The following is a 20649-nucleotide window of genomic DNA, read 5'->3' as shown; positions in this document are numbered from 1 at the left end:
ATACATATAGTATATTTATTATACCTGCAAAAATTTAAATAAATATTAAGAGAGGTTTTTATATGGATTTTATAAAGATAAGTGATTTAGCTTATGATGAATTTAAAAAATTTTTGACTGAAAATAAAATAACTTACCCTGCAATAAGAATTTACCTGGAAGGTATGTCCTGTCATGGTCCCTGTTTCAACATAAGTGCAGACAGCAAAACCGAAAATGATCTGATTCAAAGGGTGAAAGATATAGACTTTATAGTAAATAAGGATTTATTTATACAATTCAGTGGTTTCATATTTCTCTGCGGAAGCGAAAATGGTCTGGGGGGATTTACCATAGAGCCTGTATTCAAGCCTGATATTCCTTCAAACTGCGGAAGCTGCCACGGTTGTGAAAACTAACGGTCTTAGGGAAAATAGTTCAATGTTTTGCCCTAAATGTGGATACAAGCTTTCTAATGAAGCTTTATTTTGTGAGAAATGTGGAACCAAATTAAATAAAAATACTGACAGGGAAGATTTAAATGCCAGTACTATTCAAGTTCATAGTATCAGGCAGGCCTTAAAAAAGAATATAGAAAGAGATCAGGTAAATGCTCTAAATGTAACCGGCGTATATACCAAATTTAATAAAATAGATAATTATAAAACTTGCAGTAAAGTTCCTTTTTATAAAAATATAAATATAGCCATGCCGCTTTTATCCGCGGTACTCACTGCAGGTTTAACCTTTGCTTATTATTTCCATGAGGTTTCCGTTACAAAAAATGTGGAAAAAAGCAGGATAACTGCCGAGAATATGGCACTGCAAGGCAATATATCCGCTGCCTATACAATTATAGATACTTCTTTAAAATTGCGCCCAAATAATGAAACACTAAAGGCTGATAAAAAATTTTTACAGGACGGTGAGGTTGTAACCTCCCACATGAATGTAACAGACAATTATATAAAGGAAAAAAATTTCAACGAAGCTTTAAATGAGCTGGACGAAGCTGCCAACTCAATATCAGATAAAGCTGGAGCTTTTTATACCATGTTAAATAAAAACATAGAAAACAAGAGAATAGCTCTAACTGTACTGCAGATAAAAAGTGAAATGAACAATAAAAGCAGCATAGAGGATCTGGCTGAACTTTTAAACAAAATATCCAATTACAATGTAAAAGAAGCCAGCGAAACTGCCTCGGAACTCAGAAAAAGAATAAGCACTGTAGCTTATAACACTGCAAACGAATACTTGAAAAAGAATGATTTTACCTCTGCCCTGCAGACTATAAACAAGGGCATTACCTATAATCCAAATGATAAAAAATTGATCAATTTCAAGCAGGTTATAATATCCGAGAAAAATTCCTTTGAAGCTGCCGAGCAGACCCGGATTCAAAATGCATTGGCTTCAGCTGCCATGGAGGACAAGAATAACAAAACCAATGCAGTAGAAGTGACTTCCACTTCTACTGGAATAAATAAATACGGAGATTTTGTCATAAAGGGAACCGTTAAAAATATAGCCACCAGACCCATAAGCTCCGTACAGATATACTACACCATATATGATGCCAATAATAATGAACTCAGCAGTGACTCCACTTATGTATATCCAAATTATCTGGCTGTAAATGGCACAGGTGAATTTGACAATACAGAATATGGAGCAGCAAAGGGACATCATATTAAAATTACAAATATAACCTGGATTTTACCTCAGGAGGACAGCCATGAAAATAAATAGAACTTTTATAATCTCTCTCCTTGTAACTGCGGCCTTTATAGGAGCTGGTATTACGGCATGTATAATACTGCATAAAAATATGAGTCTTAAATATTCCAGGAATTCATCCAAATTGGGAAATGTAACTGAAATATTGAGTTCACCTAAATCCAAGGATCTAAAAACAATAATACATGATAACCAAAAGTTGGTTGTATCTCTGGAAGTAAAAAATGGCAGTGAAAATATAACCGGTTCCGGCTTTTTATATGATACCAAAGGCGATATAGTGACCAACGCTCACGTGGTAGAAGGTGGTTCTTCCATAACTGTAAAAATGGCTGACACCTCAACCTATAAAGGCAAGCTCATAGGTAAAAGTGAGATCACGGATGTAGCTTTAGTGAGAGTGGACAACCTGCGTGGAAAATCCCCTATGAAAATCTCCAAAAACAGCAAAGTCGACATAGGTAATGAAATAATAGCTCTTGGAAGCCCTCTCGGCCTTCAAAATACGGCTACTACCGGCATAATAAGCGGATTAAACAGAAATTTTAATTTAAAAAATTATCAATATAAGAATGTTTATCAGATTTCTGCTCCTATATCTCCAGGCAACAGCGGTGGTCCTCTTTTAGATAAAAACACAGGAGATGTTATAGGTATAAATTCTGCAAAAGTAGATACTGAATCCATAGGATTCAGTATACCAATAGCTCAAGTTACCCCAATGATAGACAACTGGGCAGCTAATCCCAATACATATAAATCTTCATCTGAAGACACTGCTTCAAATGAAAATACAAAGCCGTCTACGGAGGATGCAGCTTATCTGGTTTCATATTTCTACAACAGCCTGAACTCCGACGACTACGTAACTGCCTATTCCCTTCTGGGAGCAAACTGGCAGCAAAAAACTGCCTATGAAGATTTTAGAAAAGGCTACCTTCAAACTCTGTCTGTAAAAGTAGACAATATGCTGTGCCGTGAAACGGAAAACGGAAATATAGAGGTTTCCGCTGTAATCCAGGCTGTTGAAGGAACTGAAGCAAATTCCAAAACCAGTAAATACAATGTAGTATACGACATAGGATACGAGAACAACAATCTTAAGATTTTAAGCGGAAAAAGTACCACTGTAAAATAAAAAATGCAGTTCACTGAAATAGTGAACTGCATTATAAATTTCTCTACCCACTTTCTATCTAATTGAAAACTTCAGTATTTTCCACAGACTCTTTTACCAGGGCATCTATATCCAGAACACTTTCTGCCTTCCTTATCTCTTCAACCCTGGGTTTGATTTTAGGATGTTTAGGCACAAATATGGTGCAGCAGTCCTCGTAGGGCAGTATAGATGTTTCATAGGTGCCAATCTGTCTTGCCACATCCATTATATCAACTTTGTCCATGGCTATCAGCGGCCTGAACACAGGTCTGTCCGCCACATCATTGCTTACCACAAGTCCTTCCATGGTCTGACTGGCAACCTGGCCTATGCTTTCACCTGTAGTCACAGAATTTATATTGTGTTTACAGGCCAGATCACAGGATATCCTCATCATGAATCTTCTCATTATTATGGTCAATTCATCCTCCCTGCAGTTTTCAATTATACTCATCTGTATTTTTGTAAAGGGAACTACGTACAGCTCTATACTTCCAGTATACTTCTTCAATATGTTGGCCAATTCTTTGACCTTTTCCTTGGCCCTCTCACTGGTATAAGGGTGGCTGTGGAAATACACACAATTCAATTTAACTCCTCTTCTTGCCATCATATAACCTGCCACAGGGGAATCAATCCCCCCTGAAAGCATGAGCATGGTGCTTCCGTTGGTGCCATAAGGCATTCCGCCTATGCCCTTTATTCTTTTTGAATATACATAAGTTTTTTCTCTTATTTCTATATTCACAAAAAAATCCGGATTTTTCACATCCACAGCCAATTTTTCAGTATGCTGAAGTATATAGGCACCTACCTCCCTGCTCACATCCATGGAAGTTCCTGGAAAGCTCTTGTTGGCCCTTTTGGTGATAACCTTGAAGGTTTTTCCATGATTTTCAAAAGTACTTTTGAGCGCCTGCTTTTTTATGCTTTCCATATCAGAATCTATTTCGTCCACTATACATATTTCTGAAATTCCACATACCCTTTTTAGCTTTTCTACTCCACTTTCCAGATTATCACATTCTATAAACCATCTGCCCTGATCTACCACAAAGTTGTATACACTGTCTCCCAAAACATTTTTTATATTCTCCTTTAATTTTTTTTCAAATTTTCCCTTGTTCAGTCCCTTTAAAAATATTTCCGGGGCATATTTTACAAGCAACAATTTCCTCATTTACCTACTCTCCTTAAAAATTTTAAAGATTTATCCAGTACTTTCAGTGTATAATCCACCTGATCTCTGGAGTTATTATCGGCAAAACTGAACCTTATAGTTCCCTTTAATGCTTCCTGCGGCAATCCAACAGCTTCAAGCACATGGCTGTTTTTGCTGCTTTTGGCAGAGCAGGCGGAACCTGTAGAAACATAAATACCTTTTTCCTCCAGCATGTGAAGCAGAACTTCTCCTCTGACACCTATAAAGGAAACACTCAGTACATAAGGTGAATACTCTTTCCCCCGGCTGTTTATTTTAATGCCATCCATCTGCTCTAGTTTTCCCATGAAATATTCCTTCACTTCAGCTACATGGCGAAAGTTTTGCTCCCTGTGTTTATATATTTTTTCTGCAGCTTTTGCAAATCCCACAGCAGCACACAGATTTTCAGTACCCGACCTGAAGCCCCTTTCCTGTCCTCCTCCATATATAAGAGGTCTTGGCAAAAGCCCCTTCTTAACGTAGGCAATTCCCACTCCTCTGGGGCCATGTATTTTATGGCCGCTGGCAGACAGCAGATCTATATTCAACTTTTTAACATCTATATAATACTTTCCATAGGCTTGAACTGCATCTACATGAAATTTCACCCTGCTGCTCTTCTCTTTTATAAGCTTTCCTATAGCTTCAATATCTTGAACCGTACCTATTTCATTATTGGTATGCATTACACTCACTATCCGGGTCTGTTTATTTATATTTTTTTCAAGCTGATTGAGATCAATCTGTCCTCTGCTGTTCACATCAAGATAAATAACCTTCACTCCCGTATTTTCTAGAGCCCTGCATGTATTTAACACGCTGGGATGTTCTATTCTGGTAGTTATAACCTCATTCCCGGGTTTAACAAAACCCCTTATTAAAAAATTATTGCTTTCGCTCCCTCCGGAAGTAAATATTATTTCACCTCTTTCACAATTCAGCGTATGTGCAGCTATATCTCTGCTCTCGTTCATTTTAAGTTCTGCTTTTAATCCCAGGGAATACGCCGAAGATGGGTTGCCATAATAATTTTTCATGGCATCCACCATGGAGTCCATCACTTCAGCATAAGGCATGGTTGTAGCACTGTTATCAAAATAAACTTCCACTCTTTGTCACTCCTATATGTAAAAAATAATTAAAATACAATAAAACCAATATAACATATATTATCACACTTGTGAATTATAAATAAATAATAAAAGCACATACTAATTAAAGAAAAGAGGGATATAAAATGAAAATAAAATATTTTATATTAATCATATTATGCATCTTATATATACCATTAAACTGCACAGCTTCTGTAAAGGCTTATTACACGAATTCACCTTTTACGTGGAACAATACGGATATATCTCCTGAAAGCAGGATAATATATCTTACTTTTGACGACGGCCCAAGTTCAGAAGTCACCAATAAAATACTGGATGTCTTAAAAGACAAGAATGTGAAAGCAACATTTTTTGTGATAGGCTCTAAAGTAGAAGGCCGTGAAAAAATATTGAAAAGAATCTACCGTGAAGGACACAGTATAGGACTGCACACCTATACACATAAGTACAATAAGATATATTCAGATGATGATTCTTTTTTAAGTGAAATGGATAAAACTGGTGAAAAGGTAGAAAGTATTTTGAATTTCAGGCCTAAGATAATAAGGTTTCCCACCGGGAGCAAAGGTCACCTAGACAAAGTGCTGCTGGACAAATTACATTCCTCCGGATATAAAGTATACGACTGGAACCTATGCCTGTCAGATGGAATAGATTACAAAACTCCCGTCGACAAATTGTACAGGGAGGGTACAAAAAAATGTATTAATCCAAACAAGATATTCCTTCTTGCACACTGTGACAGCCAAAACAAAAACACCTGCAGGGTACTGGCGGAAATAATAGACCACTACACAAATTTAGGCTATGAATTCAAACCTATATCAGAAAATACCCCCGAGTATCATTTTAGAGTTACAAAATAAGTAAAAAGCTGTACATTTTATCTATTACATCCTTATGTAGAAATAATTCCTTTGAATTCATCCAGCATGGAATAAAAAGAATTGCATATAAAGTCTGCCTTTTCCAATTGCTGTTTTCCTGAATTTAAATTTCTAAAAGCCATACAACACATCCCAGCCCTTTTCGAGGCCTCTACTCCATTTTGAGAATCCTCCACCACTATACAATTATCCGGTTTAATATTCAAAAGCCTTGCCGCTTCTATAAATATATCTGGAGCAGGCTTGCTGTTTTCAACATCGTCACCTGTAACAATTCTGGAAAAATACTTTTCAAGCTCAAATTTTCTTATGACAATTTTTATAACATTCATGGGGGATGAAGATGCCACAGCTAACTTAAGTTTTTTTTCATAAAGAAATTTTATGAGTCCATTCACACCTTCTATGGGTTTTATATCTCTACTTTTTTTCAGGCTGGTTAAATACAAATTTCTATCCTTCTTTACCAATTCCTCAAGCGAATCAGTCAGATTATATTTTTCTTTAATAACATCCCATTTATAGCCAGTGGTAACTCCTATAAAACCCAGTTGTTCTTCTTCACTTATCTTTATTCCGTACTCAGCCAGCAAATCATCATCTAGTTTTTTATGCAGCGGTTCACTGTCTATAATAACTCCATCCATGTCAAAAATAACTGCTTCTGCCTTCATATACTTCCTCCTCTATTATTCCAAAAAAATCAGAGTGTTAACTCTGATTTTACAATATATTTAATCTTCGTACAAATACTTTCTGGTCATGGGGAGTTCATTGTTGAGACCCTTTGTAAACAGGAATTGATGTATATCCACCACTCCATAATGAAATGAAGCCGAACAAGCATTCAGGTAGAGTCTCCACATCCTTATAAATCTGTCATCTTTAATCTTTTTTATTTTGTCCAGATTGTTTTCAAAATTCTCAGCCCAACATTTCAAGGTCTTAAAATAGTGCAGTCTCAAACTTTCCGCATCAACTAGATGAAGATCATTATCTGCCATCAGACTGACCAATTCTCTTATAGATGGAATATATCCTCCCGGGAATATGTATTTTTTTATCCATTCATTTGCCTCTCCTTCCGTCTGTGCAGTAATACAGTGAAGAAGGGATACACCGCCCTCGTTTAACATTTTCTTTACAGATTCCATGTACACAGGCAGGTTTTTTCTTCCGGAGTGTTCAATCATTCCAACGCTCACTATTCTGTCAAACTTATCTGTTTTTCCCACAAGTTCTCTATAATCCAATAATTTTATTTCAACTTTCCCCTGCAGATTGTTTTCATTTACCTTCTCAGAAGCTTTTTCAAACTGTTCTTTACTTAAAGTTATTCCAAGAGCATTCACACCATATTTTTTTGCAGCTTTAATAACAAGCTCACCCCAGCCGCAGCCTATATCCAAAAGTCTCTGATCCCTTTTCAAATTGAGCTTTTTCAATATATAATCCACTTTATTTACCTGAGCCTGATAAATAGAATCATTTTCATCTTTAAAATAAGCACAGGAATAGGTCATGGTCTTGTCAAGCCAAAGACTGTAGAAATCATTTCCCAGGTCATAATGGTATTGTACATCTGTCTTGCTTTTCTTTATAGTATTTGGAAGAACCTTATACAATTTTGAAAACACATTTGCTTTATGTAAAAAGCTCTCCTTGTTTTTATACACAGATTCTATAACTTCTCTTATATTTCCCTTAAAATCCAGTGCACCACTCATATAGGCTTCTCCAAGAGTTAAAAAAGGATCTCTCACAATATCCTTTTTAGGGATATCCTGATTTATGTATATTTCAAATTTAGCCTCTCCCTCCCCGTATTTTTCTTCTGTACCATCCCAGTATCTTACCTTGACAGTATCTGAAAATGCGTTCTTTAAAAATTTTGCGAAAAATATTTTATCCAGATTCATTTATTACCTCTCTCCTTCTACATAACTATATACAAATAAGCAGAACTTCTTATTTTACAAAGAACCTCTGCTAAATTTCTCAGCCAGGTATTTAAATCAAACTTATAATTTAATCAGTTACCTTTTTTGGAGTATATATTTTTAAATTTTCTATTCTCTTCTCATTTACTTTTTGAACCTTGAAAATCACATCTTCATACTCCACTGTATTTTCCTCTCCTTCTTTCGGAATACTTCCCAAAAGATCCATTACAAATCCCCCTATTGTATCCGAGTTTTCCGATTTCAAGTCTAAATTTAAAAATTCATTCACTTCATCAATGGACAATAATCCACTTACCAGATAAGTATTCTGATCAATTTTATTTATATACTGTTCATTGTCATCATATTCATCAAATATATTTCCCATTACCTCTTCAATTAAATCCTCTATGGTTACAATTCCTGAAAATCCTCCATACTCGTCAATCAAAATGGCCATATGATTTTTCGTACCTTGAAGTTCTTTAAAAAGCACATCTATATTTTTATTTTCAGGTACGAAATAAGGTGCCCTGAGCATTGATTTTATATCAATATCATTTATGGGGGTTTTCATCAATTGGGCAAACAGGTCTTTAATATATAGTATACCTACTATATTGTCTATGTCATCTTTATACACAGGTATTCTGGAATATTTTTCTTCAATTATATCTTCCACTGTGCATGAATTCAGCTCATCCATGTCTATAACAAAAACTTCTGTCCTCGGAGTCATAACTTCCTTTGCCAATTTGTCATCAAATTTGAATACTCCCTCTATCATTTCCTTTTCAGATTGATTAAACACACCGGTTTCCTGTCCTTCTTCCAGCATGGATCTGATCTCCTCTTCGGATACTCTATTCTCAATATTTTCTGTGCTTATATTAAATAATTTCATAAGAACAGCGGTGGATCCTGATAGCAATTTAACAAACGGCAGCATCAATTTACTTATAAACAAAATAGGTTTTACCAGCGACATTGACAGTGCCTCTGAGTTCTGAAGTGCAATTCTTTTGGGAAGAAGTTCTCCAAATACAAGAGTAATATATGATAATAATAATGTAATAATTATTACTGATAATTTATCACTGTAGAGTATACCGAATCTATTTAAAAAAAATGCAAGCTTTGTGGATAGTGTAGTAGCTGCATAGGCACTGGCAAAAAAACCAGCAAAAGTTATCCCCACTTGTATAGTAGCTAAAAAATTATTAGGTTTTTTTAACAGGTTTAATATTATTTCTGCCTTTTTATTACCCTCTTCTGCCAAATAATTCATTCTGCTTCTATTTACAGCAACTATAGCCATTTCTATAGCTGAAAAAAATGCATTAATCACCGTGAGTACTAATATCAACATAAGTTCAAATACTATACTCTGCCAGGTAACATCCATGCTAAATCAAACATCCTTTCATTTATTTCCTAGATAATAAATAGGAATTAGATGATAAGTCTAATTCCTGCAATAAAATTCCTCACTATGCTAAAATACTATAATTTTATAACCATTCTTATCATTTAAAATGAATTTTATTGTAAATAATTGGTGCAGATGAAGGGAGTCGAACCCCCACGCCATAGGCGCTAGATCCTAAGTCTAGTGCGTCTGCCAATTCCGCCACACCTGCATATAAAAATAAATATTAGGATTTCATCATATTAACTCTTAACCTCACAATTTATAATCTCAGCTCAATGGTGGCTTACCGGGGAATCGAACCCCGGGCAACATGATTAAAAGTCATGTGCTCTACCAACTGAGCTAGTAAACCTTTGGCTGGGATGGCAGGATTTGAACCTACGAATGATGGAGTCAAAGTCCACTGCCTTACCACTTGGCTACACCCCAACAGACTGAACTTGTATTTATAATCTATAATAATACAAATTATTTGTAAAAATTTTTATATTGAATTAGGATTTTTTGTAACTGCAAGATAAATTATAAAGCACAATTTTTGGAATGTCAATAGCTTTTCTCCCCTAAAAGAGGTATAATTAGGTTTTAAGAGCCTGTTTCAACAATTACCATAACTGTGCTATATATATGCATACATCGCTACATAAAATATCATATTCAATCAAATTTCATATTTTTCAATTTATCTTTGAACAAATCCCCTAATGTAACTTTCTCCTGGGTATCATCAGTATATTTTTTAAAATCCTTCTTATTAGAATCACCTGCGGCCTCCTTTATGCTAAGAGATATCCTCCTGGCTTTTGCATCTACATTGAGTATTTTCACTTTTACCTTATCCCCTACATTTAAAACATCAGAAGGTTTTCCAATATGATCCTGAGATATTTCTGATACATGTACAAATCCCTCCAATCCAGGCTCAATTTCTACGAAAGCACCTACATTTATCATCTTGACCACAGTACCTTCAACTATATCATTTAATTTATATCTTTCGCTTACACCATTCCAGGGATTATTCTCTTGATTCTTCATAGAAAGTGAGATCCTGTTTTTTCCTCTATCCATATCCAGCACGGTAACCTTGACATGATCTCCCACAGACACCACTTCTGAAGGATTTTTTATTCTTTTCCATGAAAGTTCTGAAATATGTGCCAGTCCCTCTACTCCACCTAAATCAATAAATGCTCCAAACCCCGTGATTCTGCTTACAATCCCGCCTATCTCTTCTCCCTTTTTTATACTGATCCACAATTTTTCTGCCTTTTTTTGAATTTCCAGCTTCTCAGCTTCTTTTCCAGACAGCACAATCTTGTTCTTATTCTTATCCAGTTCGATTATCTTCACAGACAGAGTTTTATTTAAAAAATCACTTAAATTGGCAACATATTTTACCGAAATTTGAGATGCCGGTATAAAAGCTCTCAACCCATATAATTCTGCCAATACACCACCTTTTACCACTTCTTTTATGATCACATCAACAGTTTTCCCCTCTTTAAATAGATTTTCAATCTTATTCCAGTTCATTATGATGTCAGCTTTCAGTTTTGACAATAACAATCCTTCTTCTCCCTTATCTAAACTGACTATATACACATATATCTCATCTCCAACCTTCAAGAAATCCTCTATATTGGAGTCTTCTTTACATATTTCACTTTTGGGCAGTACTCCGTCAACCACGTATCCAATATTTACCACAGCTTCTTTGTCGTTTATGGAAATTATTTTTCCCTTCACCACTTCTCCACTTTTTACATTTTCCATGGTTGAATCAATTTCACCCATAACTTCATCCATTGAACTTACTTCCTTACCACCTGTCATCAAAATATCTCTCCTTTTCATTTATACTTACAGCATATTTACAGCCAACAATTATATTCTATCATAAATAATACATATAAAGTCAAACTTTAACTGTAACTTTCAATAATTATCAGATTATTCTTCACTTAAATATTCTTATAACTTTTATATCCTAAAAGGGAATCTGCACTTTTTACTGCCTTTAAAATTGCTTTTTCCACAACCTCAGCCGCTAAAAATCCCACTACATTCAAATCCGCTTGAACTTTTCCCGTACTCATGGAAAATATAGTATCGCCGTCAAACATGGTATGTGCCGGCTTCATGGCTCTTCCATAACCATTATGCGCCATTGATGAAATTTTTGTCATGCCGGATTTCGTAAATTTCCCATTGGTAGCTACGATGCCAATAGTAGTATTTCCAGTAAATAAATTTTTCTTGCTGGAATATCTTGAAAGCATTATATTTTCAGTTCCTGCAAAAGATTTTCCATCTTCATTTAAAGCTCCAGCTATTATACTGCCATTGTCCACTATATCCCCAAGGCAATTAACTGCAACTACGGCCCCTACTTTGAGATCTCCTGCCTGAACTGCATAAGTCCCAATACCGCCCTTCATGGCATGGCTGTCTCCCAGTATTTTTCCCACAGTAGCTCCAGTGCCGGCGCCAAAATTTCCATTTTTGCATATATTCAGTTCAGAATTCACACAGGCCTCATATCCCATGGATCTATCAGGCCTTATTTTACAATTACCTATGCTTAAATCAAACAGCACTGCTGCACAAACTATAGGAACCCTCGTAACTTTTACATCCAACCCGATATTATTCTCTTCTAAATACTGCATTACACCACCTGCCGCATCCAGTCCAAAAGCACTTCCTCCAGCTAGAAGTACCGCATGAATCCTATTCACCATATTTACCGGATTCAGCAAATCGGTTTCTCTGGTGCCTGGAGCTCCTCCTCTCACATCCACACCGGCAACTGCTCCACCAGGGCATATCACCACAGTACACCCGGTGGGTCCTTCTAAATTTTCAGCATTTCCTATTCTTATCCCCTCTATACTGCTAAATAAAATCTCCTTCATGCTCAACCTCCGTATTATAAAACCCCGGGCTCGTAAAAGCTCAGGGATAATTTCGCAATTTATTTAATTCAAAACATTATTTATGTCTCATCTTAACAACAGCAGTAACTGCAGATACTGCAATAAGTACAGATAAAATTGCTTCAGGTATTCCATTTGTAAAGGCTACCGCCAGTATCCCTTTTTTAGCTGTGCTCAGGCTTATATTCAGAGCCTTTGCATAGGGTCCAAGATATATAAGGTATATAGCTCCCAGAACACCAATGGTATTTATCAATGAACCAGCTGCAGCAGCTATTCCTACCGGCAGAATTTTATTTTTGGTTCTTATAGCTTTATACACATAATAACTTCCCAATCCTATAAGTACTCTTGGCAGAACTGACACCAATGGATTCATGAATACAAAAGAAACAGGTGTGGGAGTAGTTATGGATTGAATAACACTGAATATACCAAAAATAAGCCCTACCATGGCACCTACCAACGGTCCCTCCAAAATAGCTCCTATTATAACAGGTACATGCATTATAGTAGCTTTCACCGGTGGAATGGGTATAAAACCTAATCCTGTTACACCAAGTACAATAGAAATCGCAGACAGCATACCAATTATGGTAATCTTCCTGACACTTAGTTTTGACCATTCTTTAACTTGTTTTTCCATAAATTTTCTCCGTTGTTATTCATTACGATATAACACGGAACCTCCTTTATAAAATTTAGTTCAGTTTTTAACAAATACTGACGACTTTATTTTATCACTTCTAACAAAAAGTTCAATAAATCCGTTAAAGAAAAAACAATGTTTTTTTCTTTAGCGCCTATCTACCGGAAACCCTTTTGCAAAACATTCTCTTGGATACAGCAGATCCACTACTTTTTCCCTGCTGCACCTTCCGTTTTCCATGAATACTTCAGGTATTCCATTTAAATTTACCCTTATATTTTCCAGCGGAAACATATCACATATGTTCTCAATACACTGTGCTGCAGGATTATTTTCTGAGCTCTTTATATATTCCACTATTTTTTCACCTTTTATCCATTCAGAACCTCTATGCCGTTCATCATAATTCACCACAGTACATTTCACTTTATTTTTATCGTTTCCAGATATGGAGGACATGAAAAAGGTCTTGACCATAATATCATCCATAGGAAGACTGTACCCGGCAAAAATTATATGTTTTGCATTCTTTATAAGAAGTCCCATTTCAGTTTTCATCTCCTCCAAAGTGGGTACACTTCTTTTCCTCGAAAGACTTTGTATTACAAGAGTCATATCATAGGGATAAGTTATCTGGCCACAATAGGGACACTCTATGGCACCTCTTTTATATATTTTCTCCTTTTCCGTTGCATACTTCCAGTTTTTCTGTAATGGTTCTAAAATAGATGGTCCAAAAACTTCTGTGGATAGTCTATTCCACTGCCTTGCAAAACTAATTATTGATTTTCCGCATTCAGGACAAATTCTAGTTCCAAACATACCATGGGGAAACAATATTTTTCCTATTCTCATCACCCTGGAAGGGTAATTATAGTCATTTATACCTTTACATTGTGCTTCATCTGTAACATACCATATTCCAGATTCACTGCCATCCAATTGATCATAGGATATCTGGGTTCCAAAGTCATCATACAGCTGCAATTTCAAACCATCTTCTAATATAATAGGGTTCTCGTTTTTCTCCTTATGAGCGTTGAACAGATTCCAGAGTATTACAGGATCCCAGTTAAAGGATATTATAGCATAGGAATAGAGATAAAAACGCCTGGTGTTTCTTCTATAGCCTCTATTTTCAAATACTCTTGCTTCTTCTTCCATGAGCTCTGTAAGTATTTTTGAAAATTCATAATAGGGTTCCATTTTTTCTCTGTTTACGTGACCCGGAGTGTCCTGTATACTAATTCTCTCCAGCTCTTCAATAATCAGAATAAGACATCTCTTAGCTGCCTGAATCCTTTCTACTCTTAAGAATTCTGTCTTCCCGTTAAAAAATGCATTGAATCCCATATTGTTCTCAATAAGTTGATCCAGCATTGTAAAGAGTTCATGCATATTGAATTTGGAATTAGTGCATATTATTATTTCAAGAGCTTTTAAATCATATATTTTTGATATTTTATGGTCTTTTGATAAATCCTCCATAATTAATTTTTTAAAAGCATCCGCCAACTCTTCATTTTTTCCATTCAAAAAAGAAAAATCTTTTCTGATTATTTTCAAGACCAGCTGCATCAGCTGATTGGTTGCGTGAAGTCCTAAACTTCTGGTCGCACCGGCTCCCCAGAGTATGATGGTTTCAGGCCAATATTTTTCAGGCATTCTGTATCCTTCCCTTTAAATTCATTCAGATAATAACTATTCTACAATATTATAACCAATGTCAAGTTTTTAAAACAATAAAAAATGCACTTATTCATCCATGATAAGTGCATTTTTAAAGGGATTAGATATGTTTAAGTTAACACCAATATATAAAAAGGGACTCCTATAGGAAGTCCCTGATTACCATATTACAAAGCTAGCCTGCTAAAACAGCAGCAGTAGCATTACAACTGATACATCCTTCCCACCGAAAGATTTTTACACAAGTATAGGCAGGTTTCCTGACTATCGGCTCATCCTCTTTTTTCCTTCCCAGAGAAAACTCCAGTGGAAATTTAAAATCGTCACCTGATACAGTAGCGGGGGCTGTAATGGTATTTCACCATATTCCCTTTTAATTATCATATAAACCATATACTTTATTGTTAAATTATATTTATATTATATACTTAACCATTTACATTTGTCAAGTAGCTATTTTATAATTTTCATTTATTTCCAGATACAGTTATTTTAACCCTTCTTCATAGGACTGTATCATCTTCTTTACCATCTGCCCTCCTATTGAGCCGGCTTCTCTTGATGTAATATCACCATTATATCCGTTTTTCAAATTCACTCCTACTTCTCTAGCCGCCTCAATTTTAAATCTATTAAGACCTTCCTTTGCCTCTGGAACTAAAGATTTATTTCCTCTGCTTGCCATGATTAATTCCTCCTTATATTATCATAGATTTTTATTGAAGTATTTTATTTAATTGTGTATATAAAGTTTATGTAATTTATAATTTTATAAACTATTTAATTCATAGCAAATATGAAAAAATCACTGAAATCTTGTTAAAAATTCCAGTGATTTTTGATTTTATTATATTTCTATATCTTTTTATACAAATTTTTATTTTCCAGCACATATTTCGCTTGACCAATGGTTAGGGGAAGATGATCCACATTTACTGCTCCATCCTTCTTCAGTATTTCTACTAAATGAGCTACTCTTGGAAGTCTTAAATCAATCTTTCGGATAAGTTCTTTTTGATTGAAAACTTCTTCAATCGTTCCCCCCGTCACAATACTGCCTTTATCCAAAAGGTAGACTGTATCAGCTAGAAGTGGAACTGTATCCACATCATGGGTAGCAAAAATCAAAGTGATTCCAAGTTTTTTATTTATCATATCAAGAAGCTCGATTAATTTATGAACTCCTCTGGGATCAAGCGCCGCCGTAGGCTCATCTAAAACCATTACTTTGGGCTTCATGGCAAGGACACTGGCAAGTGCAATTCTCTTTTTCTGTCCCCCGCTTAGATTGTGGGGACTCTTGTCATCATATCCTGTCATTCCGACCACTTTTAACGCCCATGCTATAGTATCCTCCAGCTCTTTCCCGCTCATGCCCATATTCAGTAGGCCATATGCTATTTCCTGACGAACTGTAGAATTAAAAAGCTGATCATCAGAATCCTGAAATACCATGCCCACCATCTGTCTTATTTTAACTAAATTTTTTTTACATACCTGCAGTCCGTCTATAGTAATGGTACCTGATTTAGGTTTTGAAATTCCATTAAATAGATGAAAGAGTGTAGACTTACCTGCCCCATTGGGACCGAGTATTGCCACTTTTTCTCCTTCCTCTATCTTCATATTAACATTTTCAAGTGCCAGACTTCCGTCACTATAAGCATAGCTGACTTTATTCACTTCAATAAGTGCCATAATCATTCTCCTCTAAATAAATATATTCGCTATAATTAAAACTACCAATAAAGCAGCTCCCGAAATTCCAAAGCGAAAATCTTTTCTTGGAATAGAATACGTAAAAAATTTAGCTTGTTCACTATTTTCATTATACCCTCTGGAAAGCATGGCATTGTAGATCCTTACACTTCTATCCAGGGATTCTATTATCACATACACCCCTATTTTGGCCGTGTCTCCAACACCCCTCATCCAGCTAGATCTATCTCCCATGCGGCTCAACTGTGCATGTCTCATATTTTTTCCGGTATCTTCAATTATAAATATATACCTGTACATCATATCAGCCAGATCTATTATAATTGAAGGCATTTTAAGTATCCTAAGCGTCTCAAGTATTTCAATCATAGGAGTACAGAAAGAAAGTATACATGCCACGCTGACTGCTGCCATTATTCTGAGCATCAATAAAGTCCCCATCGCAATACCTTCTCTATATATATTCAGGTGATAAGCTCCTAACGGAATATAAGTTAAAACATTTTCTCCATTTGTAAAAAGCACGCTTACAAATACAAGCCACGCTATACTAAAAGGTATGAGAAGTCTTTTTATAAGCCTTTTCCAGGGAATACCCAGAGTATAATATCCAATTATAGAGAGTATCCATAAAAACACTATGAGATACCATTTAGTAAGAAAAGTTACAATTATAATTGCACTTAAAAACAGTACAGTTTTTACTCTCCCATCCAAACGATGTAAAAAGCTTTTATTACCAGATATTCTGCCAAATGAAGATAATTCCATAATTTATTCCTCTTTTAACGATTTTTTATTTTTTGCTGATTCACCAAATAATTTTTCCCAGTGATGTCCAACTATTAAGCCCGCGAAAAAATTTGCTACAGAAAAAGCTCCTACCTGTGCATCTCCAGGAAGTTCAATAAAAGGTTTGTGATTATTGGATGCCATGGTATTTACCTTGTCATCTGTGCCTCCGGCCTCCATCTTATGATTGACCATATATTTTGACGCTCCAAATATAAATATAAATAAAATTATCATAACCGCCAGCATAACACGGGTAAACTTATCTAGGAATTTAATGCTTGTACCTCTTCCACTTTTTGTATTACTGCTCGATTCCATAATTACTTTGCCACCTCTTTCCTAAGCACACCTGGCAATAAATCTGGACGTCTTTTTACCATAGCCTGAAGAACTAAAGCTGTAAACACACCCTCTGCAATAGCTAAAGGCAGCTGGGTAGGTCCATATCCTAAAAAGAATATCATCCACTGTTTCATCAAAGGAACATGTCCATGTAAACTGATTGCAAGTTCAAGGGCAGCTACCAGATATGTAACTATGTCACCCACAAATCCTGCTACTCCGCCCGCCAGCCAAATGGGAAGCTTAAAATAACGCAGAACCTTCCAGCATACATATCCCAAAATACTTGCAGATATTCCCATGGAAAACGTATTGGCACCAATAGTCGTTATGCCTCCATGCCCTAAAAATATAGCCTGAAAAAATAATACAATAGCTGAAATCACGCCTGTTGCCCAAGGTCCAACAACAATAGCAGCTAAAGCCGTTCCACAGGGATGAGAACAGGAACCCGTTACAGGAACAGGAATATGCATGCAGGATATAACAAACACAGCTACTCCCATCATTGCCAAAAATGGTTTATAATATAAATTTTCTTTAGCACGCTTTTTAATTTCTTTAATACCCGGCACCATAAACACGGCACTTATTGCATACCATGTTCCCCAGGCCTGGGGTGATAAAATTCCATCTTCAATATGCATTTTTAAAATACCTCCGTTTTGATCCTAAAAATTTAAAATTTGAATTCTCACATATAAATCATAACCCCTCAGCTGATGCTAAGGGGTTATGATTTATAAAAAGAAATATAAGATCTCATCGTATAGTCACCTCCCTATCATTCGTAGAGTTAAACGGTTACTAACAATACAGGCAGGTCTTCTGACTCAGCATCATCGTCCTTATAACCTTCCCAGTTTCCCAGTGGTATATCTATAAAGACTCCTCTTTCACAGCGGCGGGACCGTGCAGATTTTTCATCGTGCTTCCCTATTAAGCAAAGTACACCTATATTTTCACATATTTATTTTTAATACTACATTAATTAACTTAAGTCTCTCACAAATTCACAATATTGTCAAGTTTAAGTCCATTTAATTTAAAGATATATCATAAGAATTAAAAAATCAAGGGTATTTAAAATATTCTGCCCTTGATTTGATCTAAAAATAATTTATACCTGTTTTATTGCTCCTCTTTTTACTGCTATATTTATTATATTGAACAAAATTGCCCCTACTATGGTATTTACAACAGCTGCAGGCAGAACCACACTCAGAAACAATGCATTGAAGCTAGTACCAAGTCCTACTGTGAGCAGCACTACAGTCAAAAACGCAGTACCGCTTACTACCGTTCCCACTGCTGTAGCCAGTACGATATTTATCTGATTGCTTAGTCTATCTCTAAAAGGCTTTATCAGAACAAACATTACATTTATAGTTATGAATTTATCAATCACATTGGCAAATTGTCCTCCTGGAAAAGTTGTAGTAGCTGCTGCCAAGATTCCTGCTATAACACCTGAGCAAACACAGGTCTTGTAATCCTTATTGAATATAAGTATTATAAAAAGCATAGCAAGAGATATATCTGGTTTCATTCCAAACAAAATTGGAGGCACTACCTGATGCAGCACCGCACCGATTGCAAGTAATATGGAATTTATAATCATTTTTTTCAAGTTCATAATTTACACTCTCCTAAATCATAATTTTAAATATTAAATTCTAGAATATCCTTAACAAACACCAACAATGTTCATATTTTTTTTACATTAAAAAAACTCCATCCTAAAAACTAGGACGGAGATATCCGCGGTACCACCTAAATTGTGTCTACAAAGACACCTCTTTTTCGAATACAAACATATTCTATCCGTTGTAACGTACGGCTAACGTTAACCACTACTTTCTACTCGAGTAGATTTCAATTTACTCCTCCCAGGTCCATTCACCACATACACAGTATTGAGATTCCACCATTCTCAACTCTCTTTAACTTGATTACATAGCTACTCTTCCTAATCAAAGGATTTAATATTTAAATTAAATATATAATATCACCTACATTTTATGCTGTCAATATATATTTTAAATTTATTACAAATTATTTTTTATTTTTTATCTGACCAATTAAGCTGAAATTTTTATCAAATAGCTTTCTGTAGCAGTAATTTATTATATCACTTCTTTTTATGATACCTATAAATATATCCTTATCATCTATTACAGGAACAAAATTTTGATTTACAGCAAGAGATATCAAATCCTTCATGTCAGAATTAATCCTAACTGACTTATTATTCATGCGTGTTGGAATTTCTTTCAGAAGTACCCTGTCTGTATTTTTAAAATTCAAATCAGGAGTATTCTTAAGTTTCCATAGCAAATCTCCTTCTGTCAGTGTTCCTGTATATTTGCCCTTGTTATCAATAAGCGGAATAGCTGTATACTTATACAGCTCCATTCTCTCCAGTGCTTGTCTCATAGTTGAATTTGGTGTCTCATAAACCACCTCTGCTTTAGGTGTGAGAAAAAATGCTATATTCATATATTTCTACTCCTTGTAAAGTTATATTTAATCAAATATAATAACTCAACTAGAAAACTGTAGTGTTCAGCATAATTTAACCCCCACTAATAGGCTAATTATCAACACTAAACTAATATTTAATATAAAACATATAGTTTCTACATAATAATTAGCCTAACAGCCTTGGGATTTCAGTAAATATTACTTTGAACATTCAGCCTCTACTTGAAGTAATTTTCTGAGTACGTCCTCTATATTATCCACTAACCCTTCATCAATTTTTACATTGTCCTCATTTACGGCATCAATTGCAATTTTTAAACCTTTAGTTATATTGCTTATTTCCTCCAGCGTTAACAACATAAGTATATTCTCTTTCATGTCAATAACCCCCTTATCTAACTTAATTTTTTAGAAAGTGACTGTATACATTATCCCTCTATATATTTTGTAAAATTTAAGTTAATATAAAGTGCTTATCAGAGATAATTTTATTAATTGGTGTTCTAGTAGATATTTATAGTAAATGGCAAATTAAAATGGTTAATTCGTCATTTATTTCTACTTGCGTTAATG

Annotated in this window: 21 protein-coding genes, 3 tRNA genes, 2 riboswitches and 1 other annotated feature; of the genes, 4 read left to right on the top strand and 20 right to left on the bottom strand. The window is 35.2% G+C overall.

Features of this window, described 5'->3' with window-relative positions:
- Nucleotides 1–62 precede the first annotated feature (62 nt).
- The 3 genes from CLLU_RS14340 to CLLU_RS14330 are packed head-to-tail and all read left to right on the top strand — an operon-like array spanning nucleotide 63 to nucleotide 2857.
- Nucleotides 63–398, top strand: coding sequence for a HesB-like protein (locus tag CLLU_RS14340; protein WP_106010476.1), 336 nt, complete (start codon nucleotides 63–65; stop codon nucleotides 396–398).
- Nucleotides 388–1731 (top strand): FxLYD domain-containing protein, encoded by a 1344-nt coding sequence (locus tag CLLU_RS14335; RefSeq protein WP_242977656.1) that lies wholly within the window; start codon nucleotides 388–390, stop codon nucleotides 1729–1731. Before CLLU_RS14340 ends, CLLU_RS14335 begins: the two co-directional genes overlap by 11 nt.
- Nucleotides 1718–2857, top strand: coding sequence for a S1C family serine protease (locus CLLU_RS14330; RefSeq protein ID WP_106010474.1), 1140 nt, complete (start codon nucleotides 1718–1720; stop codon nucleotides 2855–2857). The genes CLLU_RS14335 and CLLU_RS14330 overlap by 14 nt, the downstream gene beginning before the upstream one ends.
- A gap of 58 nt (nucleotides 2858–2915) precedes the next feature.
- Here the strand turns inward: CLLU_RS14330 and thiI are convergent, their stop codons facing one another.
- Nucleotides 2916–4058, bottom strand: a complete 1143-nt coding sequence (thiI, locus tag CLLU_RS14325) for a tRNA uracil 4-sulfurtransferase ThiI (RefSeq protein WP_106010473.1) — start codon at nucleotides 4056–4058, stop codon at nucleotides 2916–2918.
- On the bottom strand, nucleotides 4055–5191 hold the full coding sequence (locus CLLU_RS14320; protein ID WP_106010472.1) for a cysteine desulfurase family protein: 1137 nt from the start codon (nucleotides 5189–5191) through the stop codon (nucleotides 4055–4057). Before CLLU_RS14320 ends, thiI begins: the two co-directional genes overlap by 4 nt.
- A gap of 128 nt (nucleotides 5192–5319) precedes the next feature.
- On the opposite strand from CLLU_RS14320, the gene CLLU_RS14315 reads away from it, so the two are divergent.
- Nucleotides 5320–6063 (top strand): polysaccharide deacetylase family protein, encoded by a 744-nt coding sequence (locus CLLU_RS14315; RefSeq protein ID WP_106010471.1) that lies wholly within the window; start codon nucleotides 5320–5322, stop codon nucleotides 6061–6063.
- 32 nt (nucleotides 6064–6095) lie between these two features.
- Here CLLU_RS14315 and CLLU_RS14310 read toward each other — a convergent pair whose 3' ends face one another.
- The 18 genes from CLLU_RS14310 to CLLU_RS14225 form a co-directional block, all read right to left on the bottom strand.
- Nucleotides 6096–6758, bottom strand: a complete 663-nt coding sequence (locus CLLU_RS14310) for an HAD family hydrolase (protein WP_106010470.1) — start codon at nucleotides 6756–6758, stop codon at nucleotides 6096–6098.
- A gap of 60 nt (nucleotides 6759–6818) precedes the next feature.
- Nucleotides 6819–8003, bottom strand: coding sequence for an SAM-dependent methyltransferase (locus tag CLLU_RS14305; RefSeq protein WP_106010469.1), 1185 nt, complete (start codon nucleotides 8001–8003; stop codon nucleotides 6819–6821).
- A 109-nt stretch (nucleotides 8004–8112) separates the two neighbouring features.
- Complete coding sequence (locus tag CLLU_RS14300) at nucleotides 8113–9432, bottom strand: hemolysin family protein (RefSeq protein WP_106010468.1); 1320 nt, start codon at nucleotides 9430–9432, stop codon at nucleotides 8113–8115.
- Nucleotides 9433–9583: 151 nt separating this feature from the next.
- Nucleotides 9584–9667: transfer RNA gene (locus CLLU_RS14295), tRNA-Leu, on the bottom strand.
- Between the two features lie 68 nt (nucleotides 9668–9735).
- Nucleotides 9736–9811, bottom strand: a tRNA-Lys gene (locus tag CLLU_RS14290).
- A gap of 2 nt (nucleotides 9812–9813) precedes the next feature.
- Nucleotides 9814–9888 (bottom strand) — tRNA-Gln (locus CLLU_RS14285).
- Between the two features lie 228 nt (nucleotides 9889–10116).
- Nucleotides 10117–11295 (bottom strand): 30S ribosomal protein S1, encoded by a 1179-nt coding sequence (gene rpsA / locus CLLU_RS14280; protein WP_106010467.1) that lies wholly within the window; start codon nucleotides 11293–11295, stop codon nucleotides 10117–10119.
- 128 nt (nucleotides 11296–11423) lie between these two features.
- Entirely contained in the window at nucleotides 11424–12377 is a 954-nt protein-coding gene (locus CLLU_RS14275; RefSeq protein ID WP_106010466.1) for a P1 family peptidase, read from the bottom strand.
- Nucleotides 12378–12453: 76 nt separating this feature from the next.
- Nucleotides 12454–13044: an ECF transporter S component gene (locus CLLU_RS14270; RefSeq protein WP_106010465.1), complete on the bottom strand. Its 591-nt coding sequence runs from the start codon at nucleotides 13042–13044 to the stop codon at nucleotides 12454–12456.
- Nucleotides 13045–13194: 150 nt separating this feature from the next.
- Nucleotides 13195–14712, bottom strand: coding sequence for a hypothetical protein (locus tag CLLU_RS14265; protein ID WP_106010464.1), 1518 nt, complete (start codon nucleotides 14710–14712; stop codon nucleotides 13195–13197).
- 257 nt (nucleotides 14713–14969) lie between these two features.
- A riboswitch (cobalamin riboswitch) is annotated at nucleotides 14970–15146 on the bottom strand.
- A gap of 77 nt (nucleotides 15147–15223) precedes the next feature.
- Nucleotides 15224–15421 carry an alpha/beta-type small acid-soluble spore protein gene (locus tag CLLU_RS14260; RefSeq protein ID WP_106010463.1) on the bottom strand — a complete coding sequence of 66 codons (198 nt, stop codon included), beginning with the start codon at nucleotides 15419–15421 and terminating at the stop codon, nucleotides 15224–15226.
- A gap of 170 nt (nucleotides 15422–15591) precedes the next feature.
- On the bottom strand, nucleotides 15592–16434 hold the full coding sequence (locus CLLU_RS14255) for an energy-coupling factor ABC transporter ATP-binding protein (protein WP_106010462.1): 843 nt from the start codon (nucleotides 16432–16434) through the stop codon (nucleotides 15592–15594).
- Nucleotides 16435–16446: 12 nt separating this feature from the next.
- Entirely contained in the window at nucleotides 16447–17226 is a 780-nt protein-coding gene (cbiQ, locus tag CLLU_RS14250) for a cobalt ECF transporter T component CbiQ (RefSeq protein ID WP_106010461.1), read from the bottom strand.
- A 3-nt stretch (nucleotides 17227–17229) separates the two neighbouring features.
- Nucleotides 17230–17568 carry a hypothetical protein gene (locus CLLU_RS14245; RefSeq protein ID WP_106010460.1) on the bottom strand — a complete coding sequence of 113 codons (339 nt, stop codon included), beginning with the start codon at nucleotides 17566–17568 and terminating at the stop codon, nucleotides 17230–17232.
- A gap of 2 nt (nucleotides 17569–17570) precedes the next feature.
- Nucleotides 17571–18239 carry an energy-coupling factor ABC transporter permease gene (locus CLLU_RS14240; RefSeq protein WP_106010459.1) on the bottom strand — a complete coding sequence of 223 codons (669 nt, stop codon included), beginning with the start codon at nucleotides 18237–18239 and terminating at the stop codon, nucleotides 17571–17573.
- A 154-nt stretch (nucleotides 18240–18393) separates the two neighbouring features.
- Nucleotides 18394–18565: riboswitch (cobalamin riboswitch) on the bottom strand.
- Nucleotides 18566–18712: 147 nt separating this feature from the next.
- Nucleotides 18713–19228 carry a tryptophan transporter gene (locus CLLU_RS14235; protein WP_106010458.1) on the bottom strand — a complete coding sequence of 172 codons (516 nt, stop codon included), beginning with the start codon at nucleotides 19226–19228 and terminating at the stop codon, nucleotides 18713–18715.
- Nucleotides 19229–19336: 108 nt separating this feature from the next.
- Nucleotides 19337–19578 (bottom strand) — a binding site (T-box leader).
- 69 nt (nucleotides 19579–19647) lie between these two features.
- Nucleotides 19648–20091: a CBS domain-containing protein gene (locus tag CLLU_RS14230; protein ID WP_106010457.1), complete on the bottom strand. Its 444-nt coding sequence runs from the start codon at nucleotides 20089–20091 to the stop codon at nucleotides 19648–19650.
- A gap of 183 nt (nucleotides 20092–20274) precedes the next feature.
- Nucleotides 20275–20454: a hypothetical protein gene (locus CLLU_RS14225; protein WP_106010456.1), complete on the bottom strand. Its 180-nt coding sequence runs from the start codon at nucleotides 20452–20454 to the stop codon at nucleotides 20275–20277.
- Between the last annotated feature and the right edge of the window lie 195 nt (nucleotides 20455–20649).

The organism is Clostridium luticellarii (genome assembly GCF_002995845.1).
In the GTDB taxonomy this organism is placed as follows: Bacteria; Bacillota; Clostridia; order Clostridiales; family Clostridiaceae; genus Clostridium_B; species Clostridium_B luticellarii.
This window is presented reverse-complemented; position numbering and strand designations above follow the sequence as displayed.